Consider the following 26486-nt stretch of genomic DNA (forward strand, 5'->3'; position numbering starts at 1 on the left):
GCGAGATAGCCGCAGACCCCGTTGATAGATCTGGGTTCTCTCGACGCTCGACTTCGGCAACGAGGTTATCGCGGAGATCGGCGTCGAACGCGGCTCGTAGAAGACCACTGCCTCGTCCTCGTCTCCGACGAACCGATCATCGTGCAACACACACGCCTCGACTCTCGCCAGGCAGAAAACGCGCCGATGTCCACGATTGCCTACCCTGCCAGTCACTAACGGACCAAGACCTCTTGCGAACGCGGGGTGCGCGACGCTGGCACCAACCACTCGACCACCCGCGCGTTGGAAGCGGGAGGATGCTGTCAGTTTTCTAGCTCAGCTCAACTAGACGGTTAGTTGCCTCGGGTAGCGTGACGATCGCTTCCATCGAAACGGCGCCGTTCGGTCTCTCGTCAACGAGGCGTTCAGCAGCGAGCGCAGCCAGCACTCCGGTGGCCGTGGATTGTCCTACGCCCCGCGCGACGAGAGTTTCTCCCGTGCGACGGTTGAGAGCGGCGAGATGCCACTCCTCCGAACCGATGTGAAGACTCTTCGCGACGAGCGCCCGCGCGAGCGGGTAACGTCCCACCTGGGACAACGCCCAAGTGGCCGCTCGCCCACCCACCGCGAGGTAACTGCGTACAGCAATATCACGTCGTCGACCTACGAGGACGTGATCGGGGAAGTCGGCTCTCAGATACTTGCGAAGACGCCCGTCAGCTCCCGGAAGCGCACGGCGTTCGATGAAGTTTCGCACCACCCCTCCCTCGGGAGGAGCGTGAATGGCCTTGCCGATAAGGCCCGCCGTCCAGGCTACCGCTGCCGCTCCGTGGCGCTCCCCTGTGCCCAGCATGACGCCGAGATCAACCTCATCCCCGGGACGCGTCGCCAATGCGGCGATCAGAATGGAGCTCAACCCCGGGGCGAGGCCGGCGCCGAGCACTGCTTTCGAATCTGCGGGGACAAGCTCGGCGAGGTGAGCGAGGTAGGCAGAGGTGGCAGACGCCTCCACGAACGGACCCACTTCCGCTATGCCGGGATTTTCAATCCCCGATGCGTTGATCACCACATCGTGATCCTGCATGACCTCGTGCAGAATTCGCAGACCTGAAGGTTGTCGAAGATCCACCGCAAGCTCGCCCGCAGCAGAGCGCCCTGCCGAGGTGACCACGTGTCCGGCCTTCCGGAGCTCCTCGACGACAACACGTCCGACTGCGCCACGGGCGCCCACGACTAGAGCTTTCATGGTCGGTTCATGTGGTCAGTTCTTGGTCCCGCTCAGCACGAGCGTGCCGCCGAGGCCGATCATCATCGCTCCGCCGATACCGGAGAGCGCGGTCATTCGCCGCGATGAGCGAGCAAACCATTGACGAGCAGTGCCTGCGAGGAGAGCCCAGGTGCTGTCGCACACCAACGCGAGCGCCTGGAAGATCAGGCCAAGAAAGAAGAGCTGCACCCAGACGGGTCCGGCGGACGGCGCCGCAAACTGCGGGAGGACAGCGACGAAGAAGGCGATCGACTTCGGGTTGGTCACGCCGACAACAAAGCCCTGGCGTAGAAGCTTCATGTCAGACGCTTTGGTCTGTGATGGCTGCTCGGCGTGGTTCGTTCGGTGACGAATCGCCTGGACGCCGAGCCATACAAGGTAAACCGCGCCGACGATCTTGATCGCTGTGAATGCGACGACAGATGACGCGACGATGGCACCCACACCGAGGGACACGGCAAGCACCGCCGGGACGGTGCCGAGAGCGTTTCCGACGACGCTCAACAGTCCGGCGCGACGACCGAGGGAAAGCGACCTTCCGATGACGAAAAGCACGCTCGGCCCAGGGATCACCAGGATGACAACCGCTGCGACAACGAACGCGAGGAGGTTGTCGAAGGGAACCATAGTGTGATGATACACGCGAACATACGCGACTGTACGGAGCTGGCTGTTCGAGGCTGCGCCCTGGTCAAGAACGGTCTTTCGCCTAGTTGGACAGAACCTTCACGAGCGGTCATGTACTGGGTAAATGCTCGCCAACCGGAGGTACATCATGAACGACACCGAACTCGAACTCTCGCTGCGCGAAGCCGCACCGCAGGTCGCAGTCCCATCGAGTCTCGGCGCGCACCGTACGCGGCTCATCGCCGATTCAAAGGCGCGCCGTCGCCGCTCAGCATGGTCATGGACGGCAGGCGCCGGGGTGACAGCCCTGCTGCTGGGAGGCGGCTCAGCGGCGATGGCGGCCAACGGCATCACAACGCCGTGGGGATGGGCCGCCGACAACATCTTCTCGATCCGAACTGACGCTGGCGAGTGCGTCGCCGGCTACCAAGTTCTCCCCCTCGAAGGCCAAGACCCCGAGGCCTACGAAGAAGCTCGCGACTTTGTAGCCACGCTGGACCTGACGACTCTGGACGAGTCTGCGATCACCTGGTGGGAGGACGCGTTCGAAGACAGTGCCGATCGCGCCACGGACCAGAACGGCGCGCCGGCACCCACGGTGATTCCTCCGACACAGCTCAGGCAGCAGGCGATTAGCGCGGTCATCGGCGACCTGACAGCCGAACACTTGAAGTCGAAGGGGCTCGCCGCGTCCTACGGAGCCGAAGTTCGATTCCGAGGTTGCGACGAGTGAGCGAGGCGTCGAAGGAACGGTTCGAGGATGCTGTTCGCGAGGCGGAGGAGGATCTTTACCGGTACTTCATGCGCCGGATCAGCAATCCGTCCGACGCCGCGGAAGCGTACGGTGAGCTGCTCCTCACCGCTTGGAGACGTCGGCGACGCATGCCGACCCGAGCGGACCAAGCGCGCATGTGGCTCTTCGGCGTGGCCCACAATATTCTCCGCAGCAATCGCCGCAGCAAAGCTCGCTACGCCAACGCACTCCAGCGGCTCACGCTCGAGGCGCAAACAGCCCCTCCGCCCGAGAGCACCGAACAGGCGGTGGAGATTCGCGGAGCCATCGCGGTTCTCCCGCCAGATCAAGCGGAGCTGATCCGACTCGTGTACTGGGACGGATTCCCCTCTCATGAGGCGGCCGCGATTCTCGGGCTGAATCCGTCTACCGCCCGATCCCGGATCGCCGCAGCGAAAGCAAAGCTCCGCCTCCTGCTGACCGTTGATACGTCGGAGCCGAAGGGCCTCGGTGTACAGGAGGACGACGCGCAGCTTGAGGTCGGACAACGAAGAGTCTGACGTCGGAGTACTGTGCGGAATCATAGATTCCGAAGGCGGGATGATGAGCATTGCGTTTCTGATCACGACCCTCGTGGTCGTCGCCACTCCTGGCACGGGCGCGGTGTACACGATCGCTGCCGGATTCACTCGGGGCGCCAAGGCGGGCATCGTCGCGGCGTTCGGATGCACCCTTGGGGTTGTTCCTCACATGATCGCCGCGATCACAGGACTCGCCGCCATCATGCATGCGTCGGCACTCGCGTTCGAGATCATCAAGTGGCTCGGGGTCGCATACCTGCTCCTCTTGGCATGGCGGTCCATCCGGGAAAGATCGGCACTCCGCGTCGACGACAAGACCGCGCCCGAACAGTTCTGGCGAGTCATCCGCACTGCGATCATGATTAACCTGCTCAACCCAAAGCTCACGATCTTCTTCTTCGCATTCCTCCCCCAGTTCGTGCCGGCCGGTGAAGCCAGCGGAACGTGGCGCATGGTCGGACTTAGCTTCGTGTTTATGGCCCTCACTTTCATCGTGTTCGCCGCCTATGGGGCGTTCGCTGGCACGATGCGCGAGCAGGTCATCAACCGACCCAGAGTCATGACTTGGTTGCGCCGCACTTTCGCCGCCACCTACGTCCTGCTCGCCGGGCGGCTCGCCCTGGAGAGCCGATAGCTCACGCGCCTAAGCCGCACTGAGCTGCAACAATCGGCGCGATTGCGAACATCCATACATGTCTGTATGTTGAAGGGGTTGCTTTTCATCATGAGACGGAGACATCGTGCCCATCGCCACCACTCATCGAAAGAACTTGAGATCGACCCTCATCGTCTCCGCTCTCGTCATAGCGACGACTCTGGCTGGCGCGCCGGCGGTCGCAGGCGAGACGACGGCCGCTACTCGGGCGATGGCTAGTACGTCGGCAAGAGCTACACCGGCTGTCGCGTCGGCTATGGCGAGTCTCGACCAGTTGACCTTCCTCTCGGGTAGCCCTCGCTCGTGGATGCAGATGTCGTGCATCGGTAGGCACATCCAACTCTCCTCGAGCAACTACAGCTGGCGCGCCGAAGTGCCCATCCATCCCGACTCGCGAGGTTACGACTGGGGCGACTATCGCAATCATGAGTGGAGTTATCCCGGCCAGCGGAAGCTCTATCTCGAGGCAGGTAACTATTACTGGCGGGTATGCCTCAAGCCGATCAACGGTGGCTACCTCGTCGAGTCGTCGCTCAGTAAGCCAGGATCTGCTGTCGCGCGGCTTGACGGCGTCCAGTGGGTCGACGGCCTGCCGATGAAGCTGCGCCGGTGGGGAAACTACCTCACCCCGGTCTACTCGAACTAGCGCGACCAACATATTGACCGCTCTCATAGGAGACCGACATGTTTAGTTCGGCCGTCGGTATCCCTCTCCGGACCGCCCGGCTGACGCTGCGATCCCACCGCGAGGAGGATGCGATCTGGTTGCATCGCGTGTACTCGCGACCCGATGTCGTGCGCTTCCTACTCCAGGAACCCTGGACCATGGAGACCGCCGAGCTCTATACCCAACAGCGGATCCTCAAGTCAGACCTCGACGGCGATACCGGTGCTCTGGTGCTGGTCATCGAACACGACGGCACCCCCGTCGGTGATGTGCAGCTCTGGTATCTGGACGACGAGCGTCAGATTGCCGAGATCGGCTGGGTTCTCGATCCCGGCCACACCGGTCAAGGTTTCGCCCGTGAGGCAGTGCGCGCGACACTCGATCTCGCCTTCGAGCGACACGAGGTGCGCCGGGTGGTCGCCCAGATGGACGCGCGCAACTTTGCATCCATCAGACTCGCTCGCGCTGTCGGCATGCAACATGAGGCACACCTACGTCAGCACTGGTGGAACAAGAACGAGTGGACCGACACCGCGATCTTCGGGGTGCTCGTCAGCGATCGGACTGAACACCGGGAACACCCATGACCAGACTCGTCATACCGCGGCATGCGCCTGAAGGATTCCAAGCAGTCCTTGCCCTCAACGACTATGTCGCGGAGCAGCTCGACCACGAATTGCTGGGTGTGGTGAAGCTGCGCGCGTCGCAGATGAACAAGTGCGCCTACTGCGTCGACATGCACGCGACCGACCTCGAACGGATCGGCGTGCCGACTCGCAAGATCTATGCGGTGAGCGCCTGGCGAGAGACGACGTTCTTCTCCAGTGCTGAGCGTGCAGCACTCGCCCTCACCGAGGAGGTCACGGTGCTCGTCGACGGCGTCGACGAGGTCACCTGGGCGCAGGCCGCCCAAGAGTTCACGGAGAAGGAACTGTCCGACCTCATTCTCGCGATCGGCTTCATCAATCTCACGAACCGAATGGGCGTCTCCACGCACCTGGCACCGCCACCACTACGGAACTGAAATGCTACGACTGCCGCCCGAAGCACCTGTATCGAAGCGCCTATCACCTCTCACACGAAAGGTCGTCCTTCTTGCGGCCGCGGTGAGCGGTCTTGCCATCACGGTCGTCAGTCTTCTGCGGATGCTCCTGCCGGGCTTGCGCGACTCGTTGCCCGACAGTCTGGTCGGCAGGTCCTTCGGGAGCAGCATTGAACTCGCGCTGGCACTGACCGGGGGCCTCGCGGTGATCGTGGTGTCCGGGTTCGCGCTGGTCGCTGAGCGTGGTCCGGGTCCGCGCGGAGCAGTCTGGCCCCTGAGGACTGCGGGCCTGCTCACTGCTGCGTTCGTCGCCCTCACCATCCCGGGAGGAATGATCCCGACGGCCGGATACACCTTCGCTGTGGCCGTCATCCTCGGAATAGTGGCGCTCGTCGCTCTCACGACGATCCGCTGCCCGTGGGTCGGGATCCCTATCGCCGCGCTGGTGATCGGAGGCCTCGTGTTCTCGTCCGTGGCACTCGAAGCAACGGGACTACCGCTTCAGGTGCTCACGGGACTCGGCGCCCTCCTCCCGGAGGCGGCGCTTGCCTTCGCCCATGTCACCGCCGCGGCTGGGCTTCTCGTATGGGTGATCGGGGACGAACGGACCAGCAGCAGCACGTTCGCCGGGTTCGTGCATCGTCACCGCATCCCAATCACCCTGATCGCGGCCGCCTGCGCCTTGCCCTACGCGATCGCGCGGGCGAGTTGGCTCACCCCCTGGCCGCTGTTCGGCGGAAGCACGGAGACGTTCGTCGAGGAGCCCATAACCCGTGCGACGGGATTGATGCTCGGCTTGGGCATGCTCGTCGGCGGACTGCTCACCCTGGGGCTGATCCTGCCCTGGGGCGCACGGTTCCCGCGGTTCCTCGCCGGCGTCGGCGGCCGAGCCATCCCTCCGGCCCTGGCCATCGTCCCGGCAAGCGTCGTGAGTGTCCTGTTCACCGCGGCTGGCGGGGAGTTCGTGTTCATGGGCACCGGAGACCTCGGCCAGACGGTCTACGTGATGTTCATGCTCCCGTTCTGGCTGTGGGGTCCGCTTCTCGGCCTCGCCGCCTGGGGCTACGCGATGCACCGCGCCGGCTCCGGGTCAGAAACAGAGATCGTCCTACACACTTCCCCTCACCTGGCAACGCCGACGTTACGGAGCTGAAATGCCACGACCGACCCCCACCTCCTCTGCGGCCTCCGTTGAGATGCATGGGAGCACACTTGCTTCGCTGGTCCATGATCGTTCCGCGTTGAACCCCGATGACACGGCACTGAGGTTCAGAGTCGATGGCCGCTGGCGAGAACAGACCTGGGCCGAGCTCGCCGATCGGGTCGACGTCATCGCCGCGGGTCTCATCACCTGCGGTGTCGGCCTCGCGGCCGGCGATGCGGTGGGTCTCCTCGCGGAAACATCGATCGATTGGGTGGCTGCCGACTTCGCCGCGATGTCGATCGGTGCCCTCACCGTCCCGATCTACACCTCGTTGCCGGCGCCCGAAGTCGGCTACATGCATGTCGACACCGACATCAAAGTCCTGATCGTCGACGACGCGGTCCAATACGCGAAGGTCCAGGAGATGAGTGCCGGGTTCGAGCTCTTCGGACACACCTACCTGCCGCAAGAGCTCGCGCTGCGTCACGTGGTGGTCATCGATCCGACGGGGATTCCCAGGTCGCCGGATTGGGAATCACTGGGCGAGCTCGAGCGTCGAGGACGTCAGCGGCTTGAGGAATGGCGAGGAACGATCCGGCGGCTGAGGGCGGCTGTTGATCCGGCCGCGACGACGACGTTCACGTACACCTCAGGGACCACCGGTCCGCCGAAAGCGGTTACCCAGTCCTCTGACAACCACCTGGCGATGATCGACAGCGTGCGCGAGGCGCGTCTGCTCGACGGGAACGTGAAAGAGGGCGGCCTCTTTTTGTTTCTGCCCCTCGCGCACTCATTCGGTCGGCTGGTGCAGTTCGTCTCACCAGCGATGAACGTCCCCATCGTCATCTCATCCGTTCCGACGCTCGCGCGCGACATCGTTGAGGCACGACCGGGATTCGTGCCGGCGGCCCCGCGAGTGTTCGAGAAGATCAAAATCGCGGTGGAGCAGCAGGCGTCAGCTTCCCCTATCAAGAATCGGATCCTCAACTGGGCGCTGCGAGCCGGTCGCGTTGCAGCCGAACGTCGAATAGCCGATAGCGGGCGCAGCGCACGAAAGGGTATCGCGCACCGGTTGGCCGACCGGTTGGTGCTCTCCCGCATCCGCGGAAAGCTGGGTCTCGATAGGGCGGTGGGCTTGCTGAGCGGAGCGGCACCATTGCAGCCCGAAGTTCAATGGTTCTTCCTGAGTCTCGGCATCAACCTGTACGAGGCGTACGGGCTCACCGAGACATGCCCCGGGCTGAGTGCCAACCGCCCCAGCGCCATGCGCATCGGAACGGTCGGCAAGCCGTTGCCGGGCGTAGAGATCAGGATCGGCGCGGGCGCCGAGATCATCGCGCGCGGCCCCAACATCACGCGCGGCTACCACAACCGGCCCGCCGAGACTCGCGAGGTCATCGACACCGACGGCTGGTTCCACACAGGAGACCAGGGATCGATAGACGAAGACGGCTACCTCACCATCACCGGGAGAACGAAGGAACTCATCAAGACATCAGGCGGCAAGTACGTCGCACCGGCCAAGATCGAGGGGCTGCTCCGGGTGTGTCCATTGATTCAGGAAGCCGTCGTGCTGGGAGACGGATACAACTACTGCACGGCCCTGATCGCCGTCGACGAGGAGTATCTGCTCCAATGGGCTGGCGCGCGGTCGCTGCCCGCAGACATCAACGCGCCCGAGGTCATCGACGCCATTCAGGCGCACATTGACGCCGTAAACGAGGGCCTAGCGAGTTTCGAGACCCTGAAGCGATGGACGACCATTGCTCCCCCCACGGTGCAGTCCGGCCTCCTCACCGCCTCGTTGAAGGTCAAACGCGCCGCCGTCATCGACACGTGGGCAGGGAAGATCACCGAGATGTACGCCGCGAACGAACACCGCAGACCGAGAACGGACGGAACAGCATCCTAGGAGTATGGTCGCGGGACCTTCATCGTGAGCCGTGAGTATCGGAATCGCGCGCCGCGGCGACAGCGATCGTCGCACCGATGACGGCGATCGCTCCCCCGGACGCCGTGACGATGTCTGCGGGCTCGCCGAGCATCAAGGTGAACAGGTTTCCCAGGCCAGGTATCGCCGCGGTGAGAATGCCAACGAGCGCAGCATGTAGGCGCTCCGCTCCGTAATTGAAAAGCACAATCGTCGGGGCCGTGATCACCACACCGAGGAACACGAGCCCTCCCCACCCGTTCACATCAGCGGGAAGCGCGGCACTATGGACGATCATCTCCAGCCCGAGCCATGGGAGCATGATGCCGGTGCCCCAAACGGCTGTAGCCGTCGCCAGCACGAGCGGGTTGACTTGCGGTGGTACCGAGTTTGATCGCTCTCTCCCCTCGCTGACCGGCCCGCGACGTAGCAGAACCGTGTAGAGCGCGTAGCTCCCGAGCCCAATCAGGCTCACTGCAACGCCAGCATCGAAGGTGAGGCTCGAGCCGGCCACGACTACTACGCCCAGAATTGCCACGACCAGTCCGACGAGGGCTAAGGGCGAAACCTTTTCGCGAAGAGTAAAGAACGCGAGGACGGCTGTCAGCGCCGGGAGCGCGGCGTTGGTCAAAGCTACGATGCCGGGCAGGGTGAGGACGAGTGCGATGTTTGTGAGGGAGTAGTAGAGGGCCACCCCCAGAAGGCCAAGTAGCATCGTGCGCGGATGTTGCAGGGTACGAATGAAACCGGGCCTTTTCAGCGCGATGGGGACTAGCACCAGCAAGCCGATCACGAATCGGCCCACGGATACCACGGCCGGAGATGCGGTACGCAGGACTTCGTCGCTGATGGCGAAGTTCGTCGACCAAAGGAGCACGGCGGTGCCAATCGCGATCAACGGCAGCCGAGCGGAACCGTGTGCCATCTTCACTCCCCTACCGGCGTCGCCGGGCAGCCCGCGCCGTTCGTGCGGGAGTCGCCTCCCTTTCTATTGCCGCAACCATACAATGCTGTACTGTATGTTCCACCGCATGAGAGAAACACGGATGCCCCCAGCCGTCCTACTGCATTTTCACCCTGACTGGCCGTTCCAGGACTCGACCGTCATCGAGGCCATGGCAGCAGCCGGCCGATATCGGTCCCAGTTCGAGACCGCGACGTCGAACGGAGGCCTCACTGCGTACCCGGGCGGCGACCGTTGGCTCTGGGAGAGTCGCCTGTTCGACAAGAAGTATGACGAGCGCCCACCCTCCGCCCGACCCATCTACGGCGCCATCGACCAAGGGCAGGCGCGCGGGGCCGCACCCCGCTTCGGTTCCGCCTTCCTGCGTCTGAAAGCGAACGTCACGGAGCGCACTACCTTCTGCTACCCGGATTCTGTGTTCGAGCCGGAGGGTGTGCGCGACGCCAAGGGCCTGCGCGACCTGATCGAGCGGATGCGGAGCGACGACACCGACCTTCTCGACCGTTACGTAGAGGCGCACGTGCACGGCGGCGTTCGCTTTGACACCGACGCGGACGCGGTCGTGCTGGACCCCTGCTTCCGAGGGACCGCGATCGAGGTTGCGGCTGCACGACTGGGGTGCAAGGTGGAGTTTCACCGGGGGTTTCGAGTGGACACCGAAACCCTCAGTCCGTCGTATAGGGGGGCGGCGCCCGTCAGGCTGGCGAGAAGCCTGGCGCCCGAGCTCACACCCGATATCGTCGGGTCAGCCGCGCGCTCGGGCCACCACGACCCGCAGCTTCTCAAGAAAGTGTGGCACCTCCTGGCACGGTATGGGGGTGCGGCCGACGCCGGTGGCACCCGTGGCCCTGACAGCACAGAACGTCGCGGAGCCAAGTCTGACAGGCATCCGTCGTGAACGCTCTGAAGACGGCGAAAGCGCCGAAAGAGATACCAGTTGAGGTGCTGAGATCTGCCGCCCGCGTCGGCGGACGCCTCAAAGGATTCGAGTGGCTCGGCGGCCTCTCCGGGCGCTCCGTGGCAGCGTTGCACGGCGTGTCAGCGTCGGTTGTGGTCAAGGGGCCCGCGGTAGCGGCGGAAGTCGAGATCGCGGGCCGGCTTGCGGGAGACTTCGAACGGCACGGGATACGGACTCCAACGATCTTCGCGATCGTGGAAACATCGAGCGCAGGCACGTGGCTCGTTATGGAGCGCCTCCCCCACCCGTTGCCCCAAGAACGTTGGGGCGTCGATTTACAGGTAATCGACACGCTGAGGTCCCTGCACTCCCTGCCGCAGGGGCTGGTCGCGAGCCTTCGATACGGCTTTCAGCCGGGATGGGACTCGGCTATGACGCGGTCGGCCGTGTCCGCATTGCACGCAGATGCCGCCACGGCGCAACACCTCGAGGATCTCGAGCGATGCGCTCAGCCGCTGTTCGCACGTCGCTGCGTCATATCCGGGGACCCGAATCCTCTCAACTGGCGCGTGGATCATGCGGGCTTCCCCGTCCTCCTCGATCTCGAGCGGTTGACGATTGCGAGTCCGGCCCTCGACCTCGCGATATTGCTCCCCGGGCTGCCGGACCGCAGCGAAGCTGAGGCCCTTACCAGCGCGTACGGCCCTGACTCTCCGTCCGTAGACGAGATCCTCTGGGCCAAGGCCTGGACCGTTGTCGAGATGGCATCAACGTCAGCCGCGAGCAGGCAAGCGCGAGACGTCCTGCGGGCTGTACGCGGTGCCTTTCTCGCCTGGCTTGAACAGGTCTGACTAGATGGTGTCACTAACGATACACAACTGTATGGTTAGTGCCATGGAACCTCTCATCGCCCTCAGTCTCATCACGCTCGGATCGCGCCTTCTTGGCGTGCTAGGCGTAGGGCGGCTGCGGTCCTGGCCGGTCGCGGTGCGCCTGGGCCTCGCGGCCATGTTTACGATGACGGGTATCTCGCACTTCATTGGCATGCGCGAGACCCTCGTTCTGATGGTGCCGACATGGGTCCCGCATCCCGACCTCGCCGTCGCCATCACGGGGATCCTTGAACTCGCCGGCGCAGTGGGGCTACTGTTTCGGCCGACGACTCAGCTGGCCGCTGCTTGTCTCGGATTAATGCTCCTCGCCATGTTTCCCGCAAACGTGGAATACGCGCTGAACGGCGGCGCCGGCGCCGATGCCCTGCTCCCTCGAACCTTGATCCAAGCCGTCTTCTTTGGCGCGACAGTCTTCGTGTTCGTGGACGAGTACAAGCGGCACAGATTGCGGAAGGCGGTCGAACGCGAGGTCTGCGCAGGACGCTACGGCGCGTCTTCAGGCTGATTCCCCAGCCAGAAGGGCCAAAGGCTGCCGTCGTTGATCCACGTCTGCATCAGCGCGAGAGTATCTGGCGCGAAGGAGAGGTTGGAATCCGCCACCATGTCTAGGAGCTCCTCCGGAGATACCCACCCGCCCCACATCACTTCCTCGGGTTGCCAACGAATAGGGCCGTCGTACGTCGTCACGAATCCAAACGCACGGTAGCGCGAGCGGTCGTCGGAATAGTCTGTCTCGAGGAGCGGTCGGAGCTCGACACCCGTGACGCCGAGTTCCTCTGCAGCTTCCCTCAGCGCGGCCTCGTACGGTTCCTCCCCGGCCCGGAGAACGCCGCCGGCCATGACGTCGTAGCATCCCGGGTAGACGTCCTTCGTGTGGGTGCGCCGGTGCACATAGAGCTCCCCTGCACTGTTGAACACCATCACCACCACGCACGCGTGGCGAAGGTTGTGCGCGCGAACTTCAGATCTTCGAGCGGCGCCGACCACCCGGCTTCCCTTACCATACAGAACCACGACCTCGTCCGCCGCGCCCTCGGACGCCGTCGCCGCATGTGCCGTGCATGTCGCCGCGCCGGCCGGGCTGCCCGCAGTTCCGCCGACACTTTGAGTAGCGCGTCGTCCTGTCTTCTTGCCAACTGCGTCACCATACATATGTGTATGTTAGCGTTGGCGAAAGTCATTGAGGAGGAAGAGAACTTGAGGATTGCGCATATCAGCGACTGCCATCTGGACACCAGTACGCTCCGTTCAAGGCGCCTCGAACGCATCATCGCAGAGGTCGCGGGGCTGGACGATGTTGCCGCACTGGTTGTTTCGGGCGACATCGCAGACCATGGCAAGTCAGCTGAGTACGATCAGTTCTTCCGCAAGCTTCCCCGCGATGTACCGGTCGTCGTCGTGCCGGGCAATCATGATGTGCGGAGTGCGATGTTGGCGCACCTCCCGGGTGAGGTCGGCGGATACCTGAACTCCGCCTTCACTGTGGCCGATCTGACCATCATCGGGTTGGACAGCCTCGTCGAGGAGGAAGTCGGCGGCTTTCTCGCCGAAGAGACGCTGACCTTCGCTCACGAGACGATCGAAGCTGTCGGGGGTCGGGTGATCCTGACCCTGCATCATCCGCCGGTACCAGTCGGACACGATCTAATGGACCGACTCGGCTTGCGGAATCCTGGCGATCTCCGCGATCTGCTCGACGCGCACGATGAGATCGTCGGCGTCCTCACCGGCCATGTGCATACCGCTCTCGCGACGACATTCGCAGGGAAGCCGCTTATCGGCGCCCCCGGGATCGTCTCGACCATGCGACTCGGCAACCATACGGATCCAATCGCCGATCCGACAGCGTCACCCGGTCTCGCTGTTCACACGCTCGACGGGACGGTGCTGCGAAGCGTGTTCCACTTCGTCAGCCCTGGTGACTTCTAGTCGCAACCCCGCGGCCTTCCCGCACCGTCAGTCGCGAGCCGCGCTAGTCCGACTGTGATCGGCGTTTGCTCCTGACGAATCTCCCCACAGCGCGGCGGGCGGATGCCTCGGCGTCCGCGATCGTGTCGAGTGAGAACTCGGTGGTTGACGGAGAATGCCGCTGCAGGGCGTCGGCGATCGCATCAGTGATGCTCACGAAAGGCAGGTCGCCGGTGCGAAACGCGTGAACAGCCTCTTCGTTCGCTGCGTTGTATACGGCCGGATACGAGCTCCCCTCCCGGCCTGCCTCCTTCGCCAACTCGATAGCGGGGAACGTGTGGTGATCGACAGGAGCGAAGGTCCACTCGCGTGGCGTGTACCAGTCCAGCGCGCGGATGGCTTCGACGGGGCGGTAGGGCCAGAACAAGCCGAGCGCGATCGGGAGCCGCATGTCAGGTTCTGATGCGCAGATGATGGTCGAGCCGTCGGTGAACTCGACCATTGAGTGAACTTCGGATTGTCGATGAACAACGACATCGATGGCCGAGAGAGCCACTCCGAAAAGCACCCGGGCCTCGAGCACCTCCAGCCCTTTGTTGACCAGGGTCGCGCTGTTGATCGTGATCATTGGCCCCATGTCCCAGGTCGGATGCCGCATCGCCTCGGCGGGGGTGACATCCCGCAGCTCGTGGCGTTTCCGCCCATAGAACGGGCCTCCCGACGCGGTGATCAACAGCCGATTCACCTCCGCGGCTCGGCCAGCCCTCATCGCTTGTGCGATGGCCGAATGTTCCGAATCGACGGAGATCACCTGGCCGGGAACGGCAAGACGCGCCAGGAGCTCCCCGCCGACGACAAGAGACTCCTTATTCGCAAGGGCAACCGTCCGGCCAGCCTTCACCGCGGCGACTGTCGACCGAAGGCCCACGGAACCGGTAATCGCGTTCAGAACAATGTCACACGCAGCCTCCGCTGCGAGCCATGCCGCCTCCTCAGCTCCGAGAGCCAGGTGCGAGACTCTGAACTCGCGCCCCTGCGCCTGGAGAAGGTCGCGATTGCGTCCCGCGCTGAGCCCCACGATCTCGAACTGTTGCGGGTACTGGCGGATGACCGAAAGTGCCTGACGACCAACTGAGCCCGTCGAGCCGAGCACGACGATCTTCTTCACGATGAACCTCCTTGAGTTTGACGTCATCCTGTATGCGCGGGATGTGCGGCGACGACGGAAAGCGACGGACGACGATGACCGTGAATACGAGGTTGACAACGCCGATGATTGCTGCTGCGAGGAGAGTTGCGGCTCCGCCTACGAAACTCAGGGCGACGCCTCCGATAGCACCCGCTGCGGCGATGCCGGCGTAGAGGCCACTGGTGTTGAGGGCGATCGCTTCGGTGCCCGCCGCACCGGCGAAACGAAGAGCTCGCGCGTTCATGGGCGGGTTGTATCCCCAGGACGCCCCACCCCAGAGCATGATCACCCCTGCGAGCAGCCAGAGAGGAGTGCTCCCGTCGAAGCCGACACCGATCCACGCCAAGATGGCGATCGCGCCGGCCACGAGCGCGAGGAGGAGGAAGGTGCGGTCAGTGCCCCAGCGGTCGTTGAGACGACCTCCGATCGCTGTGCCGAGCGCCCCGGACAGCCCGAGGATGGCGATGGCACTCGGCACCAGCTCCCGGCTCAGCATGCTGATGTCGCCGAGGATGGGTGCGATGAAGATATAGGGCATCAGTCCGCTGGTTGCACCGAGCACGGAACTACCGACCCCCGCCATCACCGCAGGCCGGCGCAGAAGAGCCAGACGTTCCCGGGTTCCTGTCTCCCATCGCCCCGGGATGATCGGAACCGTCGACGCGATCACCGCCACGGCGACGATGGTCATCCCTGCGACGACGACGAAGGTGGCGCGCGCGGGACGTCTAGACAGCCGGCCTCTAAGTACGAACGGATGTCCTCGCTGGTCAAGCCAACGTCGATCAGCGCCTTGATATTTGCTGCACGCGTGATTCCTGTCGGACGGTACACGCGGTAGCCGTTGCTCCCACGCTCCGCGTCGAGAAGCCCCTGCTCCTCGTAAGCGCGGAGCACTCGAGGCGTGACACCAACGAGAGCGGCGACCTCCCCAATCCGCAGCGTCTGCGCCTTCGTCGATGAGACTGTCATCACCGGGCGACTCTCGCTCGGGATGCCGCGTGGCGAAGTACGCGCGGTGCGAACGAACGGTGCAGGGGGCCCAGCATCGCCCAGACAGCCCGCGAGAATGACACTCGATGGCGCACCGCCGTTATCAACGAGATGGAGCCAGCATCAATCATCACCACAACCTGGTCGTCGCTGAGCTGCGAACTAACGCTCGCGCGCACGAGCCGCGGCTCAGATGCCACGATCGTGTAGCCGCCGATCCGCCCGCTCGGATCGGGTCTCTGAAGTACCACGCCCAGCAGGCCGCGCGTCAGCGCGCGAACGACCAAGGGTCGGTCGTCCTGGAACATGCAGCGCGCCCAGTTCTCGGCTGTCCACGCATCCGCACCGGCGAATGGCAGTGTGAAGGCGTCGAGGTAGTCATACCCGGGGAGCGCGACCGCCCCGCGGAGCTTGGGTGGCACAGCAGCGTCCCCGATTGATCGGCTGACCCTCTCAGCTCGGGTCCGATTCACGGCGTCAAGGGCGACTCGGCTCGGGCTGTCGCGCGCGCGAGGTTGGCGAGGGTGCCTTCGATCGCCTTCTCATGTTGGCGTCGCAGTAGCAGCGGCCACATCACAGCGAGGAGCATGCTCGGTCGGCCCTGAATCGTGTGCCGCACGAGGGTGCCCGCGCCACACGGGAACAGTTCGAATCCGTGTCCGCCGGGCAGCATTTTGCCCATGTCGAACCACAGCCGCCTGCCAACGTCGACGCTCGCGACCTGGTATCGAGTTCCATCGTGGACCACGGGTGCCCCAGGGTGAAGACCCTCGGGTAGCTCGAACTTGCCGCTGCTCGACGGATAAAGGGAACTGACGTCGGCGAGGATCGTCCAGACCTCGTCCGGAGTGCCAGTCACGACTCTCTCGTGTACGTTACGGATCATTCTCACTCCCATACAGTTGTGTATGGATAAGCATACATCGAGGTCATACCGGGAGCGAGGGCACCGCGGCTTCCGGAAAGGCTCGACTACTCGGCTGGAGGGTTCACCCCGATATGCAGGGCAACAATGCCCGCCGATAGTCGTCGATACTTGACGCCCACCCACCCCGCCTCCTGCAGCCACGATGACAGCTCGCGGGGCTCCGACCAGTCTTCGATCGACTCACGCAGGTAACGGTAGGCCTCGGGGTTCGAGCTGCTCAGTCGAGCCAGGGCGGGAAAAGCCATTGCGCCGTACATCCGGTACAGCGCACTCATGACCCGCGACGGAGGATGCGAGAACTCGCAGATCACCAAGCGGCCGCCTGGCGAAACCACACGTTTCATCTCCGCCAATGCGGCGCGGGGCTCCGCGACGTTCCGCAAAGAGAACGAGATCGTGACGACATCGAACTCGCCGTCGTCGAACGGCAGATCGACCGCATCCGCTTGCACGAACCGCAGCCCCGGAAGAGACCCGAAACGACGAGAACCCTCGGCGATCATCCCAGGCGAGAAGTCCGCAGCGATGACGGTCGCGCCACTGCGGACGAGCGGCACGCTGGAACGTCCGGTTCCTGCAGCAAGATCCAGAATCCGCTGACTCGGCCGCGGGGAGACTGCAGCCGTCACCACTCGGCGCCACCTTCTGACCTGACCGAGACTAAGCAAGAAGTTGGTGCGATCGTAGCCGCGCGCTACGGCGTCGAACATCTTTCGCACTTCCGCGGGATCTCGGCGGAGGTCGGCGCGAACCCCGCCCGGTGCTCTCACCTTGGTGATCTGCTCACCCATCGACCGGCAGTGTGGCAGTCGGGGCACCGCAGGGCCGGACGTCACCGTCGACCACTTTCAGAGAGGTTCGCGTCATATCCGTACGCTATCGTATGGATAATCCGTGCACAAAGTTATGGAACTGCTTCGGGAGGTACAGTGTTTGCAACTCAGCACCCAGAGGAGCCGGCCGCTATCCGAGTCAGCGGCCTCACGAAGCGTTTCTCTCAGGTGGTTGCTGTGGACAACGTGTCGCTGACCGTTCCGGTCGGCAGCGTCTTCGCTTTCCTCGGCCGAAATGGTGCTGGAAAGTCGTCAACGATCGGGTGCCTGACGACCGCTTGGCCATTCGACCAGGGAGACGTGGAGGTGGCGGGCCACGATGTCGCGCGTGAGGGTGCCAGTGTGCGACGCCGAATCGGCGTGGTGTTCCAGGAATCGTTGCTCGATCCGTCCCTCACGGTGCGCGAGAACCTGACGACGCGCGCACGGTTCTACGGGTCGGACTCACGCGCCATCGCGTCTCGGACTGCGGAGCTTTCTGACCTCATTCAACTTGAGGAGTTTCTCGACCGGCGATACAGCGATCTCTCGGGCGGGCAACGTCGGCGGGCGGATATCGCACGTGCCCTTCTGCACGGCCCGAGCGTCCTCTTCCTCGATGAGCCGACGGCAGGCCTCGACCCGGCGAGTAGAGCCGTCGTCTGGAGAACGCTCCATGAACTCAACGCCAACGCCGGCCTCACCGTCTTCCTCACGACGCACTACATGGAGGAGACGGAACAGGCCGATCGCGTCTGCGTCATCGATGCCGGGGCGGTGATCGCGGAAGGAACTCCGACCGAACTGCGGTCGCAGCACAGCCGCAGCGTGCTGACGATCACCACTCGCAACCCTGCCGGGCTGCAGAGGCTCGTCAGCGCTGCGGCGCGAACGGCTGACGCCAGCGGCGACATCTTCGCCATTCCGGTCGATGATGCCGATGCGGCGCGACGGCTGCTCATCGATCACGGCGATGATGTCGCCGACTTCGAGTTCCGGCACGGTCGTATGGACGACGTGTTCCTTGCACTCACGGGCAGCACGACCAGCGACGGGCTTGCGCCGTGATCGCCGTGCTGGCTCTTGTCCGGCGCAACCTTCGGCTGTTCTTCCGAGATCGACTCAACGTCTTCTTCTCGCTCTTGGCCGCAGTCATCCTTTTCGGTCTCTACGCCCTGTTCCTCGGCAATCTGCAGACTGCGGACCTTGAAAAATCCTTTCCGCAAGCGAGTCCGGCGCAGATCAAGGCCTTCGTCGATTCCTGGATGTACGCGGGGATTGTCAGCATGACTGCTATCACGACAGGTCTCGCTGCATTCGGCGTGCTGGTCGAGGACGCCGCGACCGGTCGATTCCGCGATCTCCTCGTGTCTCCGCTTCGCCGGGGACAGCTCGTTCTCGGCTACTTCCTCGCGGCTCTGATCGTCGCCCTCTTGATGACTGGCATCCTGCTGGCATTCGGCTTGCTTTCCCTCTTCTTTGTCAACGGGGTAATCGCGGCGCCGGCATCGTTGCTGAGGGTGATCGGGTACATCGTGTTGGTGAGCTGCGCCTTCGCAGCGCTCTCCGCTTTCGTCGTTTCGTTCGTTGCCACCCCGGGCGCATTCGCGGCGCTTTCGACGATCGTCGGCACGATACTCGGTTTCCTGGCGGGAGCATACATCCCCGTCGGGTCACTGCCGGAAGCCGTCCGGGCGACAGTCAATGCGCTCCCGTTCGCGCAGTCGTCGATGCTTCTCCGGCAAGAGTTCACAGCCAGCACGCTTGGAGCTGTGGCCGGGGAACAGGATGCCATCGCAGGTTTGCGCGATTATTTCGGTGTCGACATCGCCATCGGCGAACTTCAGATCACCGCGGCACATGTTCTCGTGTTGCTCTCGGCCATGACCGTCGTATTCGCGACGCTCGCGGCCGCGCGCATCAGATCGCGTATGGGGCACGGCTGAGTGGCGCGAGCTGCAGTCATCCGTGCTCAGGCGAGACCGCAATGCCGACAGGCCGACCTGCGTCGGTAGTAGTGCGCAAGCGCGCCCGCCCCCAGCACCGGGCCCCAGAACAGGAACGGCATCACCACAACCGTCGACCAGTCGCCGCCGTCAGCGAACAGCGACTGGCGAATCATCGAGATGCCGCCGATCGTGATCAACACCGCTGCCGCTCCGGCAAGTGACACGGGCAGCATCGGTGCGATGCGACGTCCCGCGAGGCGCGGGAGCCACTCGGGCCAGCGCTCACCCCACTTCGCGACGAGACCCAGCGTGAGGATCGAAGCAGCTACCGCTACTGCGCCGATGAGGAGTCCGAACAGCCGCAGACCCGGTTCGGCATCCAGGCCTGCTGGAGCAATCCGAAGGTTCGGCGGAAGCAGCCAGGTCATCCGGACGACGGCGTACGGTAGCGGGCATAGCGCGGCCGCGATGGTCACCCATCGCCCCCAACGCGCGGCAGCTCTCGGGCTCGCCCACGACCTAGCGGGCCGACCGCACCATCCGCAGCGCGTGTGTCTCCGTCGCCACGCGATCACAGCTGTCCATGCCCACAGCCCGCCGCCAACCAGGAAGAATCCCGCCACGAGAGGACGAGAGCCCAATGAAGAGCCGGCGGCCGCCACTTGGGTTATCAGCGCTCCCACATGTTGCCCATCGACCACTCCCCCCAGGAGCAGAACGACCGCGACAACGACGCCGACGCATGCAATGAGGTGCACTGGGTGACGAACCAGGGCGGCCGCGGCGAATGTCACGAGGAGGAGCGGGCTCAGGATCGCGAGCAGATAGGTCAGCAAGATCAGCAATTGCAGGTCGGGCACCAAGAGCCCGAATCCCATGGCAAACACGGTGGCGACGGCGACGGCGAGTGACGAGGTCCGCCGCGGCCGACCTGCGGCGATGCCGGCCAAGATACCGACGGGCCCCGTCGCCAACAGAACCCACGCTGCCTGGTGCGCGGTCGTTGCAAAGAGCAGCGACATATCGGCGTGCGGATCCCCGGCGCCGAATGGGTACGCGGTAGGGACGGCGAGCCACCACATCCCCAGGACCGCGGACGCGATCGACCATCCGGCCGCCAGCAAACCCGACCTCACGCCGATGCGATCAATCTTCACCATTCCCCGTTCCATGCGCATTCGTATGGATATCCGCACAGTATTGTATGGTCATGGCAAAAGCGAGATGGACGAAGCGAACGTGGACGGATGCCGCTCTGCGCGCGATCGCTCGGGGAGGACTGGCGTCGGTGTCTATCGACACGCTCGCCACGGAGCTCGGGGCGACTCGCGGAAGTTTCTACTGGCATTTCACCGATCGCCGTGCCCTGCTGGTCGAAGCGATGTTGGCCTGGGAAGAATTTGAAACGGACGCGGTCGAGCAGTCGATCAACTCGGTGACCGATCCTGCCGAACGAATGCGCACCACTTTCCTCATGGGACTTGCCGAAGTGGACGATCCATTTCCTGGGCTCGAGCCGGCGATCTACGCACAACCGGATGACCCCATCGTCGCCCCAGCGATCCGCCGTGTGACCCAGAAGCGCTTGGACATCCTCGAACGAGGTTTTGTGGGCCTCGGTCTCTCCGCAGCCGATGCCAGGCGCCAAGCCGTCCTAACCTATGCGACCTATGTGGGGTGGCTGCAACTGCGGCGGACAGCGTCAGACTATGTGGCCGAGGTGTCCTTTGACGAAACCCCCGCAACGCGGGAAATGGTGGATCACATCATTGAACAGCTGGTACCGACCGAGCATGACGCACGCACGCACGTCGACTCTTGAACGAGCGCCGCGCGAGACGATGCGCGCGTCCAAATCTTCGTTCGTCGGGTTCGAAAGAGCCTGGGTGGGGGTGCGTGCATGGGAATGATGTTGCCGAATGATCTGATCTGGATCATGGAGAAGCTGGGCTTCGAATGGCCGGATGTCGATGAGGACGAGCTCCGCCGTGCGGGGGACATCGTCAGCACCTTCGCCGGAGAGCTGGAGGGGCGGATCCAGGCCGTCGATCGAAAGGTCAAACGGCGACATGGCCGCGGCCATGCGCGGACAGGCAGGTCCGGCATTCGTCGCCGCGTGGAACAGCAACCGCTCCAACAATCTGCAGAAGCTTCTCGACGCTCTGGGCCCCGTGCCCGCCGGACTGGAGGTAGCGGCCGGTGTCGTCTTCGCCCTCAAGATGAAGGTGATCGCCGACCTCACCACGACCGCGATCGCGCTGGTGGCCATGCTGACCAACCCGTTCACGGCTCCGGGCGCGGGCCTGATGGTCATCGCGAAGAAGAAGCTGCTGAACGCGGCGGTCGACATCGCACTGGAGCAGGCGCTGAACCAGATCCTCCCCATGGTGATCGAACCGCTGGCGGAAGAGCTGCCCGGCCTGGTGATGGCTGCGCTCGACGCACCGGTCGTCGAGGCGGCCGTCGGCGACTCCGACGAGTTCTACGCCGACCTGCAGGCGCTGGAGCAGGCCGAATCCGATCTGGACATCCAGGCCGCAGACATCGACGAGCTGATCGAGCGGCTCGGTGCCGACCTCGCCGACCTGAACATCACGGGGGACTGAACCATGGGAGAAGTCGGAGATAAGCTCGCGCGGCCGATCCTGCGGGCACTCGAGGACGCGGCCCCAAACTTGAAGGCGCTTGCCGACCTCCCTCGCAAGCTCCGCGCGAAAGACGAACCAGGAAGCTGTCCGATACATAGACCGGTACGACAGCGACGCAGCACACGTCGACGTGACAATCCAGCGGTTCAATCGGAACCCCCAACATCGTTCAGAGCAGTTCGACGAGCAATTGAACGAGCAGATCGACATGCTCGAGAACACGACCATGGCCGATTGGGTGCTCAACCGCGTCGACTACATCCGCGGTGGACGGCCGAGCGACTCAACTGTGATGCAGCAAATGACTCGAGACGTCGCGCACCAGGATGCACTCCGCGAGATCATGAGAGAGAACCCTGGCCTGGACTTGGCGACAGCGACCCGGTTCGTGGACCAGTGGATGGGTACGCAGGCCGCTCTGCACCGCCTGGACGGCATCGCAGGCGGCGACGTCACCGACGTGCCCCGCGTGGGTGACGGAAACGTGAACTTCTCCCTGGGGAGCCAGTGGAAGGACCGCGTGGCGGATCTCGACGCCGCGGTCATCGACTTCATGCAGAAGAACCCCGGTGTCGACCTCAACACCGTCTTTATGAACATTCACTTCCGATAGGTTGAAAATGATGATTGAGATTTCGGACTTCGTGTCGCACGGGCCGGTGGAACCGGAGATCATCGAGGCCTACAGGGGCCGCGTTCCCGATGAGGTGATCGAACTGTGGGAGAAGTACGGGTACGGCACCTTCGCGTGGGGTTTCCTGCGCGTGATCAATCCCGCGGTGTACGAGTCGGAGCTGGCGGATTGCATCGGCAAGACCCAGGGTGACGGCATCGCGATCCCCATCATGGTGTCGGGCCTCGCCGACCTCATCACCTGGGAGCCGAGTATCGGTTTCGTGGGTCTGAAGTACCGCGAGGGTCGTGCCTCCGGTCTCAATAGCGAGCTGAGCGGGTTCCTGGAGATGCTGCAGCTGGCCGGCAAGGACTACCTGTCGATGACGCTGAACTGGGACATCTTCCCGAAAGCCGTCGAGGCATACGGCGAACTGCCCTACGAGGAGTCGTTCACGTTCGTGCCGCTGCGCTCGCTGGGCGGCCCGGAGAAGGTCGAGAACCTGAAGAAGCGCGAAACGATCGCAGCGATCCAGGTGATGGTCGAGTTCCAGGGCGTCGTCGGGCACTGAGCCACGAGCGACGAAACCACGGTCATTCCTCTTCGGCACGCCACTCCTCGCATACAACGAGAAGAAAGAACTTCGTATGACGATCACTGAGCTTCCCTGGTTTCACCCTCAGCCCCGGCAGTCGCAGATCTACCTCGACGTCGTTCCACGCGGCGTTATTCACGCGCTTGCCAAAGGTGAAGCAGATTCGATCGCGCTGCGCTACGTCTCGCCGTACATCGCTGGACCTGAGTGCATCAGCCTCTGGCGCATGCGGAGCGCTCAGATACTTGCGACGCCTTCTGACGCTCCATGGGTGACACGGCTTATCGTGGACCCGCAGATCACCATACCCGTGGGTCTCGCAGGATTTCACGGTGCTCCGGATGAAAACGGAACTGTCGAGATCGGGTACCGTGTGGACCCATCATTTCGGCGGCGCGGCTACGCTAAGTGTTCGCTAGAAATACTCACAGATGAGGCGCGACGACATCCAGATGTGACAACCATTCGCGCGACCGTCAGCCCGACCAACACCGCGTCGATCGCCCTCGTTACTGCTTTTGGATTCGTTGCGAACGGAGAGCAGTGGGACGAAGAGGATGGACTTGAGACCATCTACGAGGCGCCCGCGTCGTTAATTTAATCTGTGAAGACTCAGGCCGAAATTGGAAGTTTGACGGATCGTGGCGATTGTCGAACCATCCCTGTATGTGAGTTCGAGTCGAACCAGCTGGCACCGTCTCCTATCTCAGCGCGATCGAGGAGCTCGACCACTCAGCATTTTTCGCGCCAGCACGTCAGCGACCGTCATGCCGCCCGAAAGCCTCGATCGCGTCGACGTCGGATGTTGGCGTGCGGAGATAGTCTGCCACCCACTCCGAAACCTGGGGATAGTTCGATTGCTGGACCACTTCGCGGCTGAGCTCTTGCAGATCTAAGACACTGCGACCCAACGAGACGGTTCCCTGCGCGAGGAGGGCCCAGTGGGCACCGGATCGCCCGTAGGGTATGCCGACGCTCCCGGAGTTCACCACCAGCCGTCCCTCTACCAAGCGGATGAACGGCATATGCGAATGGCCGCACACGACCGTTTGAACCTCAGCTGGAAGATCGGCGAACACTTCTTGCCAGCGTTCGATCCGACTGTCGACGACAACAACTTCGCTATCGGAACCAGGCGTGGCATGGCAGAACCTCACAGCGCCAAAACCATCAACATCGAGAGTGACCTGTTCCGGCATGTCCTCGAGGAGACTCTGGTGGGCCGGTGAGAGTTGACGTGAGCCCCAGACCGAGAGAGGATCCGGATCGAAGCCGACAATCCGGCCACGCGACAGCTGCAGAAGTTCTCGGTCGGCGTTTCCTCGCACGAGCACCGCGCCGTCGCCGAGGAGAGCCAGTCGATCGAGCACCTCGGTCGGCTGCGGACCCCAGGTGTGATCCCCCGTCACAACGATTAGTTCTGCTCCAGCTACGGCCGGCTCAAGCAGGACGCGCTCCAGCGCCGGTAGGACTCCATGGATGTCGGAGATCACTGCAACACTTGTCACCATTCCCCAACGATGCCACGTCTCAGTGACTTCAGGTACGGGATGAGCGGTTTGCCTCCGGCGACACCCATGCCTAACCAGCACGCGATTACTGGCTGAAGGTAGGGGCAGACGCCCCTGAGTCCTGCGCGCCGTAAACGATCATTTACGGCGCGATCTAGTGCCTGCCTAGGAGTTCCCGTCACAAACGTTCGCCGCAACCGCCAAACGACAAGGGCTTTCGGCTGATCTCGGACTGTCCCGCTCGTCTCTGCCCCGTCCGGGGTATGAGGTGACGTTGGTAGACAGTTTGGACGGTTACCAGGCGTAGACGTTCTCGGAGATCTTGACCGCCCCTTCCGGTGCTTGAACTCCGTCGACCACGACTTGGTACTTGCCTGCCAGACCGTCGACCCCGACCGTGCCGCCACCGCAGCCCACCACCCACTCATCCTTGCCTGCGTCCGCGACAAGACAAACGGTTGAGTTTTCGAGGCCGCGAGCGAGCCAGAGCGAAGTGCCCGCATGCTCCCCGACGTAGCGACTCGTCGATACGTCGACGTCGTCATACGCATAGTCCGTGAGTTCCGGCAACTCATCGCGGCTTTCTCTTTCCCCTTGAAGGTCCGAGAATCCGACCAGGTCAGTACTGCAGCCAGAGAGAAGCGTGATCGACGCGAGAACCAGAGCTGTCGCAGAAGCGTAACGGAGGCGAGGCATGGCCCCATCTTGGCTCACCACAAACAAGAGCACCACAGGTCGACCGCCAGGCAGCCGATAACGATCGTTTCCGGCGAGCTCGCATCCCACGTCCTTAGACGCCTGCCGCTAGCGCTCGCCGGTACCTGCTTTCGGCAGGCGTTTCTGGCTTGTCCCCCCATCGGGCATTATCCACTCGGAGCCTCGAGGGCTCGAATGGCGATCCATCGACTCGGAACCCGTCATCGCCGCTACGCCAATACGTTGAGTCCCAGCCCGATCGTGAAGGCTGCGAGGAGCACGATTGCCACGATGCCCGCGAGAGTCCGGGTGCTAAACGTGGTGCGCAGGAGAGCGAGCATTTTGACGTCGACGAGGGGGCCGACGAGGAGGAGGGCGACGACTGATCCTGCGGAGAAGAATGACGCGAACGACAGGGCAAAGAACGCATCCACGTTCGAACAGATCGATACGACCATCGCGAGCAGAATCATTGCCACGATCGACATGACTGGATTGGATCCGACAGACAGGAGAACCTCACGGGGGATTAGCACCTGGATAGCACCGGCTAGGGCGCAGCCAATCACGAGTGCGGGCATGACTGCGCGGAACTCGACGACGAACTGGGTGAGGCTACGCCGACCGCGGCCACGGCTGCCTGACTCGTGGGCGGCCCTGTCGCACGCGTCACGGAACTGGTCAGTGAGGAGAGTTCCCGGATCGGGGTGACGGCTGTACAGCCAGCCGATGAGGTTGGCGATCGCGTAGCCGCCGAGAAGGCGCGCAATCAGAATGCCGTCATCGAATCCGAAGGCCTGGTGGGTCGTGAGAATGACGATCGGGTTGACGATCGGGGCTGCGATCAAGAAAGTGAGCGCATCAGGGACAGTGAAGCCGCGCATCAGCAGCCCCCGAGCAAACGGCACGTTGCCGCATTCGCAGACGGGGACGAACATGCCCAGGAGCGAGAGCACCATCCGACGCAGCCATGCCCGTCGCGGCATCCAACGTTCGAGCACCCCGGCGGGAATCCACACCTGCACGATGATCGACAAGACCACGCCGAGCGTGACGAATGGCATCGACTCAATGAGGACGCTGACAGCGAGTGTGAGGCCGTCCTGCGCGCGGGTCGGGAGGGAAACCGGGAAGAACGTCGGCGCAAAAACTTCGATCAGCAATAGTGCCGCAATCACGCACACGCCGACACCGACCATCGCCCACGCAGCACGCGAGCGAGCAGCAGGAGGTGCCCCGCTGCTCGCCCTGGTGGTCACCT

33 protein-coding genes are annotated in these 26486 nt (G+C 63.4%); 20 read left to right on the plus strand and 13 right to left on the minus strand.

Annotated features, from left to right (window positions below):
* Positions 1-21 precede the first annotated feature (21 nt).
* Positions 22-219 (plus strand): sensory rhodopsin transducer, encoded by a 198-nt coding sequence (locus ILP86_RS19705; protein ID WP_227751417.1) that lies wholly within the window; start codon positions 22-24, stop codon positions 217-219.
* Between the two features lie 94 nt (positions 220-313).
* Here ILP86_RS19705 and ILP86_RS18825 read toward each other — a convergent pair whose 3' ends face one another.
* Both ILP86_RS18825 and ILP86_RS18830 read right to left on the minus strand, forming a co-directional pair.
* Complete coding sequence (locus ILP86_RS18825) at positions 314-1228, minus strand: NAD-dependent epimerase/dehydratase family protein (RefSeq protein WP_193762664.1); 915 nt, start codon at positions 1226-1228, stop codon at positions 314-316.
* A gap of 15 nt (positions 1229-1243) precedes the next feature.
* Positions 1244-1876 carry a LysE family translocator gene (locus ILP86_RS18830; protein WP_193762665.1) on the minus strand — a complete coding sequence of 211 codons (633 nt, stop codon included), beginning with the start codon at positions 1874-1876 and terminating at the stop codon, positions 1244-1246.
* Positions 1877-2024: 148 nt separating this feature from the next.
* Between ILP86_RS18830 and ILP86_RS18835 the strand changes: the two genes are divergently transcribed.
* From ILP86_RS18835 to ILP86_RS18870, 8 genes are all read left to right on the plus strand, one after another.
* Positions 2025-2609, plus strand: a complete 585-nt coding sequence (locus ILP86_RS18835; RefSeq protein WP_193762666.1) for a hypothetical protein — start codon at positions 2025-2027, stop codon at positions 2607-2609.
* Entirely contained in the window at positions 2606-3169 is a 564-nt protein-coding gene (locus ILP86_RS18840) for an RNA polymerase sigma factor (protein WP_193762667.1), read from the plus strand. Before ILP86_RS18835 ends, ILP86_RS18840 begins: the two co-directional genes overlap by 4 nt.
* A 43-nt stretch (positions 3170-3212) precedes the next feature.
* Complete coding sequence (locus tag ILP86_RS18845) at positions 3213-3824, plus strand: LysE family translocator (protein WP_193762668.1); 612 nt, start codon at positions 3213-3215, stop codon at positions 3822-3824.
* Between the two features lie 277 nt (positions 3825-4101).
* Positions 4102-4491 (plus strand): hypothetical protein, encoded by a 390-nt coding sequence (locus ILP86_RS18850; RefSeq protein ID WP_193762669.1) that lies wholly within the window; start codon positions 4102-4104, stop codon positions 4489-4491.
* Positions 4492-4529: 38 nt separating this feature from the next.
* On the plus strand, positions 4530-5099 hold the full coding sequence (locus ILP86_RS18855; protein WP_193762670.1) for a GNAT family N-acetyltransferase: 570 nt from the start codon (positions 4530-4532) through the stop codon (positions 5097-5099).
* The gene (locus tag ILP86_RS18860; protein WP_193762671.1) at positions 5096-5536 is read left to right on the plus strand and encodes a carboxymuconolactone decarboxylase family protein; all 441 of its coding nucleotides are present in this window, start codon (positions 5096-5098) and stop codon (positions 5534-5536) included. Before ILP86_RS18855 ends, ILP86_RS18860 begins: the two co-directional genes overlap by 4 nt.
* 82 nt (positions 5537-5618) lie before the next feature.
* Positions 5619-6707, plus strand: coding sequence for a hypothetical protein (locus tag ILP86_RS18865; protein ID WP_193762672.1), 1089 nt, complete (start codon positions 5619-5621; stop codon positions 6705-6707).
* A 43-nt stretch (positions 6708-6750) separates the two neighbouring features.
* Entirely contained in the window at positions 6751-8610 is a 1860-nt protein-coding gene (locus tag ILP86_RS18870) for a long-chain fatty acid--CoA ligase (RefSeq protein WP_227751427.1), read from the plus strand.
* Between the two features lie 19 nt (positions 8611-8629).
* On the opposite strand, the gene ILP86_RS18875 is transcribed toward ILP86_RS18870, so the two are convergent.
* Positions 8630-9553: a DMT family transporter gene (locus ILP86_RS18875; RefSeq protein WP_193762674.1), complete on the minus strand. Its 924-nt coding sequence runs from the start codon at positions 9551-9553 to the stop codon at positions 8630-8632.
* Positions 9554-9674: 121 nt separating this feature from the next.
* Here ILP86_RS18875 and ILP86_RS18880 point away from each other — a divergent pair, with 121 nt between their 5' ends.
* The 3 genes from ILP86_RS18880 to ILP86_RS18890 are packed head-to-tail and all read left to right on the plus strand — an operon-like array spanning position 9675 to position 11888.
* Positions 9675-10490, plus strand: a complete 816-nt coding sequence (locus ILP86_RS18880) for a DUF3626 domain-containing protein (protein WP_193762675.1) — start codon at positions 9675-9677, stop codon at positions 10488-10490.
* Positions 10487-11341 carry a phosphotransferase gene (locus ILP86_RS18885; RefSeq protein WP_193762676.1) on the plus strand — a complete coding sequence of 285 codons (855 nt, stop codon included), beginning with the start codon at positions 10487-10489 and terminating at the stop codon, positions 11339-11341. The genes ILP86_RS18880 and ILP86_RS18885 overlap by 4 nt, the downstream gene beginning before the upstream one ends.
* A 43-nt stretch (positions 11342-11384) precedes the next feature.
* Positions 11385-11888, plus strand: coding sequence for a DoxX family membrane protein (locus ILP86_RS18890; RefSeq protein ID WP_193762677.1), 504 nt, complete (start codon positions 11385-11387; stop codon positions 11886-11888).
* Here the strand turns inward: ILP86_RS18890 and ILP86_RS18895 are convergent.
* Positions 11867-12535: an NUDIX domain-containing protein gene (locus ILP86_RS18895; RefSeq protein ID WP_193762678.1), complete on the minus strand. Its 669-nt coding sequence runs from the start codon at positions 12533-12535 to the stop codon at positions 11867-11869. The genes ILP86_RS18890 and ILP86_RS18895 overlap by 22 nt on opposite strands.
* A 15-nt stretch (positions 12536-12550) precedes the next feature.
* On the opposite strand from ILP86_RS18895, the gene ILP86_RS18900 reads away from it, so the two are divergent.
* A complete protein-coding gene (locus ILP86_RS18900; RefSeq protein ID WP_193762679.1) occupies positions 12551-13312 on the plus strand; it encodes a metallophosphoesterase in 762 nt (253 codons plus the stop codon).
* Positions 13313-13355: 43 nt separating this feature from the next.
* On the opposite strand, the gene ILP86_RS18905 is transcribed toward ILP86_RS18900, so the two are convergent.
* The 5 genes from ILP86_RS18905 to ILP86_RS18920 all read right to left on the minus strand — a co-directional run bounded on the left by ILP86_RS18905 (position 13356) and on the right by ILP86_RS18920 (position 17192).
* Positions 13356-14399: a 1-deoxy-D-xylulose-5-phosphate reductoisomerase gene (locus ILP86_RS18905; RefSeq protein ID WP_308431990.1), complete on the minus strand. Its 1044-nt coding sequence runs from the start codon at positions 14397-14399 to the stop codon at positions 13356-13358.
* Positions 14284-15216, minus strand: a complete 933-nt coding sequence (locus tag ILP86_RS19965; protein WP_350502332.1) for an MFS transporter — start codon at positions 15214-15216, stop codon at positions 14284-14286. The genes ILP86_RS18905 and ILP86_RS19965 overlap by 116 nt, the downstream gene beginning before the upstream one ends.
* Complete coding sequence (locus tag ILP86_RS18910; RefSeq protein ID WP_227751429.1) at positions 15168-15452, minus strand: MerR family transcriptional regulator; 285 nt, start codon at positions 15450-15452, stop codon at positions 15168-15170. The genes ILP86_RS19965 and ILP86_RS18910 overlap by 49 nt, the downstream gene beginning before the upstream one ends.
* A 490-nt stretch (positions 15453-15942) precedes the next feature.
* A complete protein-coding gene (locus tag ILP86_RS18915; RefSeq protein WP_193762682.1) occupies positions 15943-16332 on the minus strand; it encodes an SRPBCC family protein in 390 nt (129 codons plus the stop codon).
* A 113-nt stretch (positions 16333-16445) separates the two neighbouring features.
* Complete coding sequence (locus ILP86_RS18920) at positions 16446-17192, minus strand: ubiquinone/menaquinone biosynthesis methyltransferase (RefSeq protein WP_193762683.1); 747 nt, start codon at positions 17190-17192, stop codon at positions 16446-16448.
* A 228-nt stretch (positions 17193-17420) separates the two neighbouring features.
* Between ILP86_RS18920 and ILP86_RS18925 the strand changes: the two genes are divergently transcribed.
* Together ILP86_RS18925 and ILP86_RS18930 are read left to right on the plus strand one after the other, a co-directional pair.
* Entirely contained in the window at positions 17421-18281 is an 861-nt protein-coding gene (locus ILP86_RS18925) for an ABC transporter ATP-binding protein (RefSeq protein ID WP_308431991.1), read from the plus strand.
* Complete coding sequence (locus ILP86_RS18930; RefSeq protein WP_193762684.1) at positions 18278-19159, plus strand: ABC transporter permease; 882 nt, start codon at positions 18278-18280, stop codon at positions 19157-19159. The genes ILP86_RS18925 and ILP86_RS18930 overlap by 4 nt, the downstream gene beginning before the upstream one ends.
* 26 nt (positions 19160-19185) lie before the next feature.
* Here the strand turns inward: ILP86_RS18930 and ILP86_RS18935 are convergent, their stop codons facing one another.
* On the minus strand, positions 19186-20322 hold the full coding sequence (locus ILP86_RS18935; protein WP_193762685.1) for a hypothetical protein: 1137 nt from the start codon (positions 20320-20322) through the stop codon (positions 19186-19188).
* A 50-nt stretch (positions 20323-20372) separates the two neighbouring features.
* On the opposite strand from ILP86_RS18935, the gene ILP86_RS18940 reads away from it, so the two are divergent.
* The 5 genes from ILP86_RS18940 (at position 20373) to ILP86_RS18960 (ending at position 23619) form a co-directional block, all read left to right on the plus strand.
* A complete protein-coding gene (locus ILP86_RS18940; protein WP_193762686.1) occupies positions 20373-20984 on the plus strand; it encodes a TetR/AcrR family transcriptional regulator in 612 nt (203 codons plus the stop codon).
* Between the two features lie 247 nt (positions 20985-21231).
* Positions 21232-21768 (plus strand): hypothetical protein, encoded by a 537-nt coding sequence (locus tag ILP86_RS18945; RefSeq protein ID WP_227751420.1) that lies wholly within the window; start codon positions 21232-21234, stop codon positions 21766-21768.
* A 79-nt stretch (positions 21769-21847) separates the two neighbouring features.
* Entirely contained in the window at positions 21848-22423 is a 576-nt protein-coding gene (locus ILP86_RS18950) for a polymorphic toxin type 15 domain-containing protein (protein ID WP_193762687.1), read from the plus strand.
* A gap of 10 nt (positions 22424-22433) precedes the next feature.
* The gene (locus ILP86_RS18955) at positions 22434-22994 is read left to right on the plus strand and encodes a T6SS immunity protein Tdi1 domain-containing protein (protein WP_193762716.1); all 561 of its coding nucleotides are present in this window, start codon (positions 22434-22436) and stop codon (positions 22992-22994) included.
* A gap of 76 nt (positions 22995-23070) precedes the next feature.
* Positions 23071-23619, plus strand: coding sequence for a GNAT family N-acetyltransferase (locus ILP86_RS18960; RefSeq protein WP_193762688.1), 549 nt, complete (start codon positions 23071-23073; stop codon positions 23617-23619).
* 154 nt (positions 23620-23773) lie between these two features.
* On the opposite strand, the gene ILP86_RS18965 is transcribed toward ILP86_RS18960, so the two are convergent.
* From ILP86_RS18965 to ILP86_RS18975, 3 genes are all read right to left on the minus strand, one after another.
* Positions 23774-24511 carry a metallophosphoesterase family protein gene (locus ILP86_RS18965; RefSeq protein ID WP_308431985.1) on the minus strand — a complete coding sequence of 246 codons (738 nt, stop codon included), beginning with the start codon at positions 24509-24511 and terminating at the stop codon, positions 23774-23776.
* Positions 24512-24823: 312 nt separating this feature from the next.
* Positions 24824-25225, minus strand: a complete 402-nt coding sequence (locus tag ILP86_RS18970; protein ID WP_046747422.1) for a hypothetical protein — start codon at positions 25223-25225, stop codon at positions 24824-24826.
* A gap of 230 nt (positions 25226-25455) precedes the next feature.
* Entirely contained in the window at positions 25456-26424 is a 969-nt protein-coding gene (locus ILP86_RS18975; protein ID WP_227751421.1) for a permease, read from the minus strand.
* Positions 26425-26486: the final 62 nt, after the last annotated feature.

This window comes from Microbacterium sp. R1 (assembly GCF_015159725.1).
Lineage (GTDB): Bacteria > Actinomycetota > Actinomycetes > Actinomycetales > Microbacteriaceae > Microbacterium > Microbacterium oxydans.

Coding starts and splice junctions, on each gene's coding strand:
- ILP86_RS18850 (WP_193762669.1), top strand. CDS start 4,102: ATGGCGAGTCTCGACCAGTTGACCTTCCTCTCGGGTAGCCCTCGCTCG.
- ILP86_RS18880 (WP_193762675.1), top strand. CDS start 9,675: ATGCCCCCAGCCGTCCTACTGCATTTTCACCCTGACTGGCCGTTCCAG.
- ILP86_RS18975 (WP_227751421.1), bottom strand. CDS start 26,424: ATGGTCGGTGTCGGCGTGTGCGTGATTGCGGCACTATTGCTGATCGAA.
- ILP86_RS18860 (WP_193762671.1), top strand. CDS start 5,096: ATGACCAGACTCGTCATACCGCGGCATGCGCCTGAAGGATTCCAAGCA.
- ILP86_RS18910 (WP_227751429.1), bottom strand. CDS start 15,452: ATGACAGTCTCATCGACGAAGGCGCAGACGCTGCGGATTGGGGAGGTC.
- ILP86_RS18920 (WP_193762683.1), bottom strand. CDS start 17,192: ATGGGTGAGCAGATCACCAAGGTGAGAGCACCGGGCGGGGTTCGCGCC.
- ILP86_RS18875 (WP_193762674.1), bottom strand. CDS start 9,553: ATGGCACACGGTTCCGCTCGGCTGCCGTTGATCGCGATTGGCACCGCC.
- ILP86_RS18940 (WP_193762686.1), top strand. CDS start 20,373: ATGGCAAAAGCGAGATGGACGAAGCGAACGTGGACGGATGCCGCTCTG.
- ILP86_RS18830 (WP_193762665.1), bottom strand. CDS start 1,876: ATGGTTCCCTTCGACAACCTCCTCGCGTTCGTTGTCGCAGCGGTTGTC.
- ILP86_RS18890 (WP_193762677.1), top strand. CDS start 11,385: ATGGAACCTCTCATCGCCCTCAGTCTCATCACGCTCGGATCGCGCCTT.
- ILP86_RS18825 (WP_193762664.1), bottom strand. CDS start 1,228: ATGAAAGCTCTAGTCGTGGGCGCCCGTGGCGCAGTCGGACGTGTTGTC.
- ILP86_RS18955 (WP_193762716.1), top strand. CDS start 22,434: ATGATTGAGATTTCGGACTTCGTGTCGCACGGGCCGGTGGAACCGGAG.
- ILP86_RS18855 (WP_193762670.1), top strand. CDS start 4,530: ATGTTTAGTTCGGCCGTCGGTATCCCTCTCCGGACCGCCCGGCTGACG.
- ILP86_RS18970 (WP_046747422.1), bottom strand. CDS start 25,225: ATGCCTCGCCTCCGTTACGCTTCTGCGACAGCTCTGGTTCTCGCGTCG.
- ILP86_RS18960 (WP_193762688.1), top strand. CDS start 23,071: ATGACGATCACTGAGCTTCCCTGGTTTCACCCTCAGCCCCGGCAGTCG.
- ILP86_RS18835 (WP_193762666.1), top strand. CDS start 2,025: ATGAACGACACCGAACTCGAACTCTCGCTGCGCGAAGCCGCACCGCAG.
- ILP86_RS18870 (WP_227751427.1), top strand. CDS start 6,751: ATGCATGGGAGCACACTTGCTTCGCTGGTCCATGATCGTTCCGCGTTG.
- ILP86_RS18935 (WP_193762685.1), bottom strand. CDS start 20,322: ATGGTGAAGATTGATCGCATCGGCGTGAGGTCGGGTTTGCTGGCGGCC.
- ILP86_RS18845 (WP_193762668.1), top strand. CDS start 3,213: ATGAGCATTGCGTTTCTGATCACGACCCTCGTGGTCGTCGCCACTCCT.
- ILP86_RS18945 (WP_227751420.1), top strand. CDS start 21,232: ATGGCCGCGGCCATGCGCGGACAGGCAGGTCCGGCATTCGTCGCCGCG.
- ILP86_RS18895 (WP_193762678.1), bottom strand. CDS start 12,535: ATGTATGGTGACGCAGTTGGCAAGAAGACAGGACGACGCGCTACTCAA.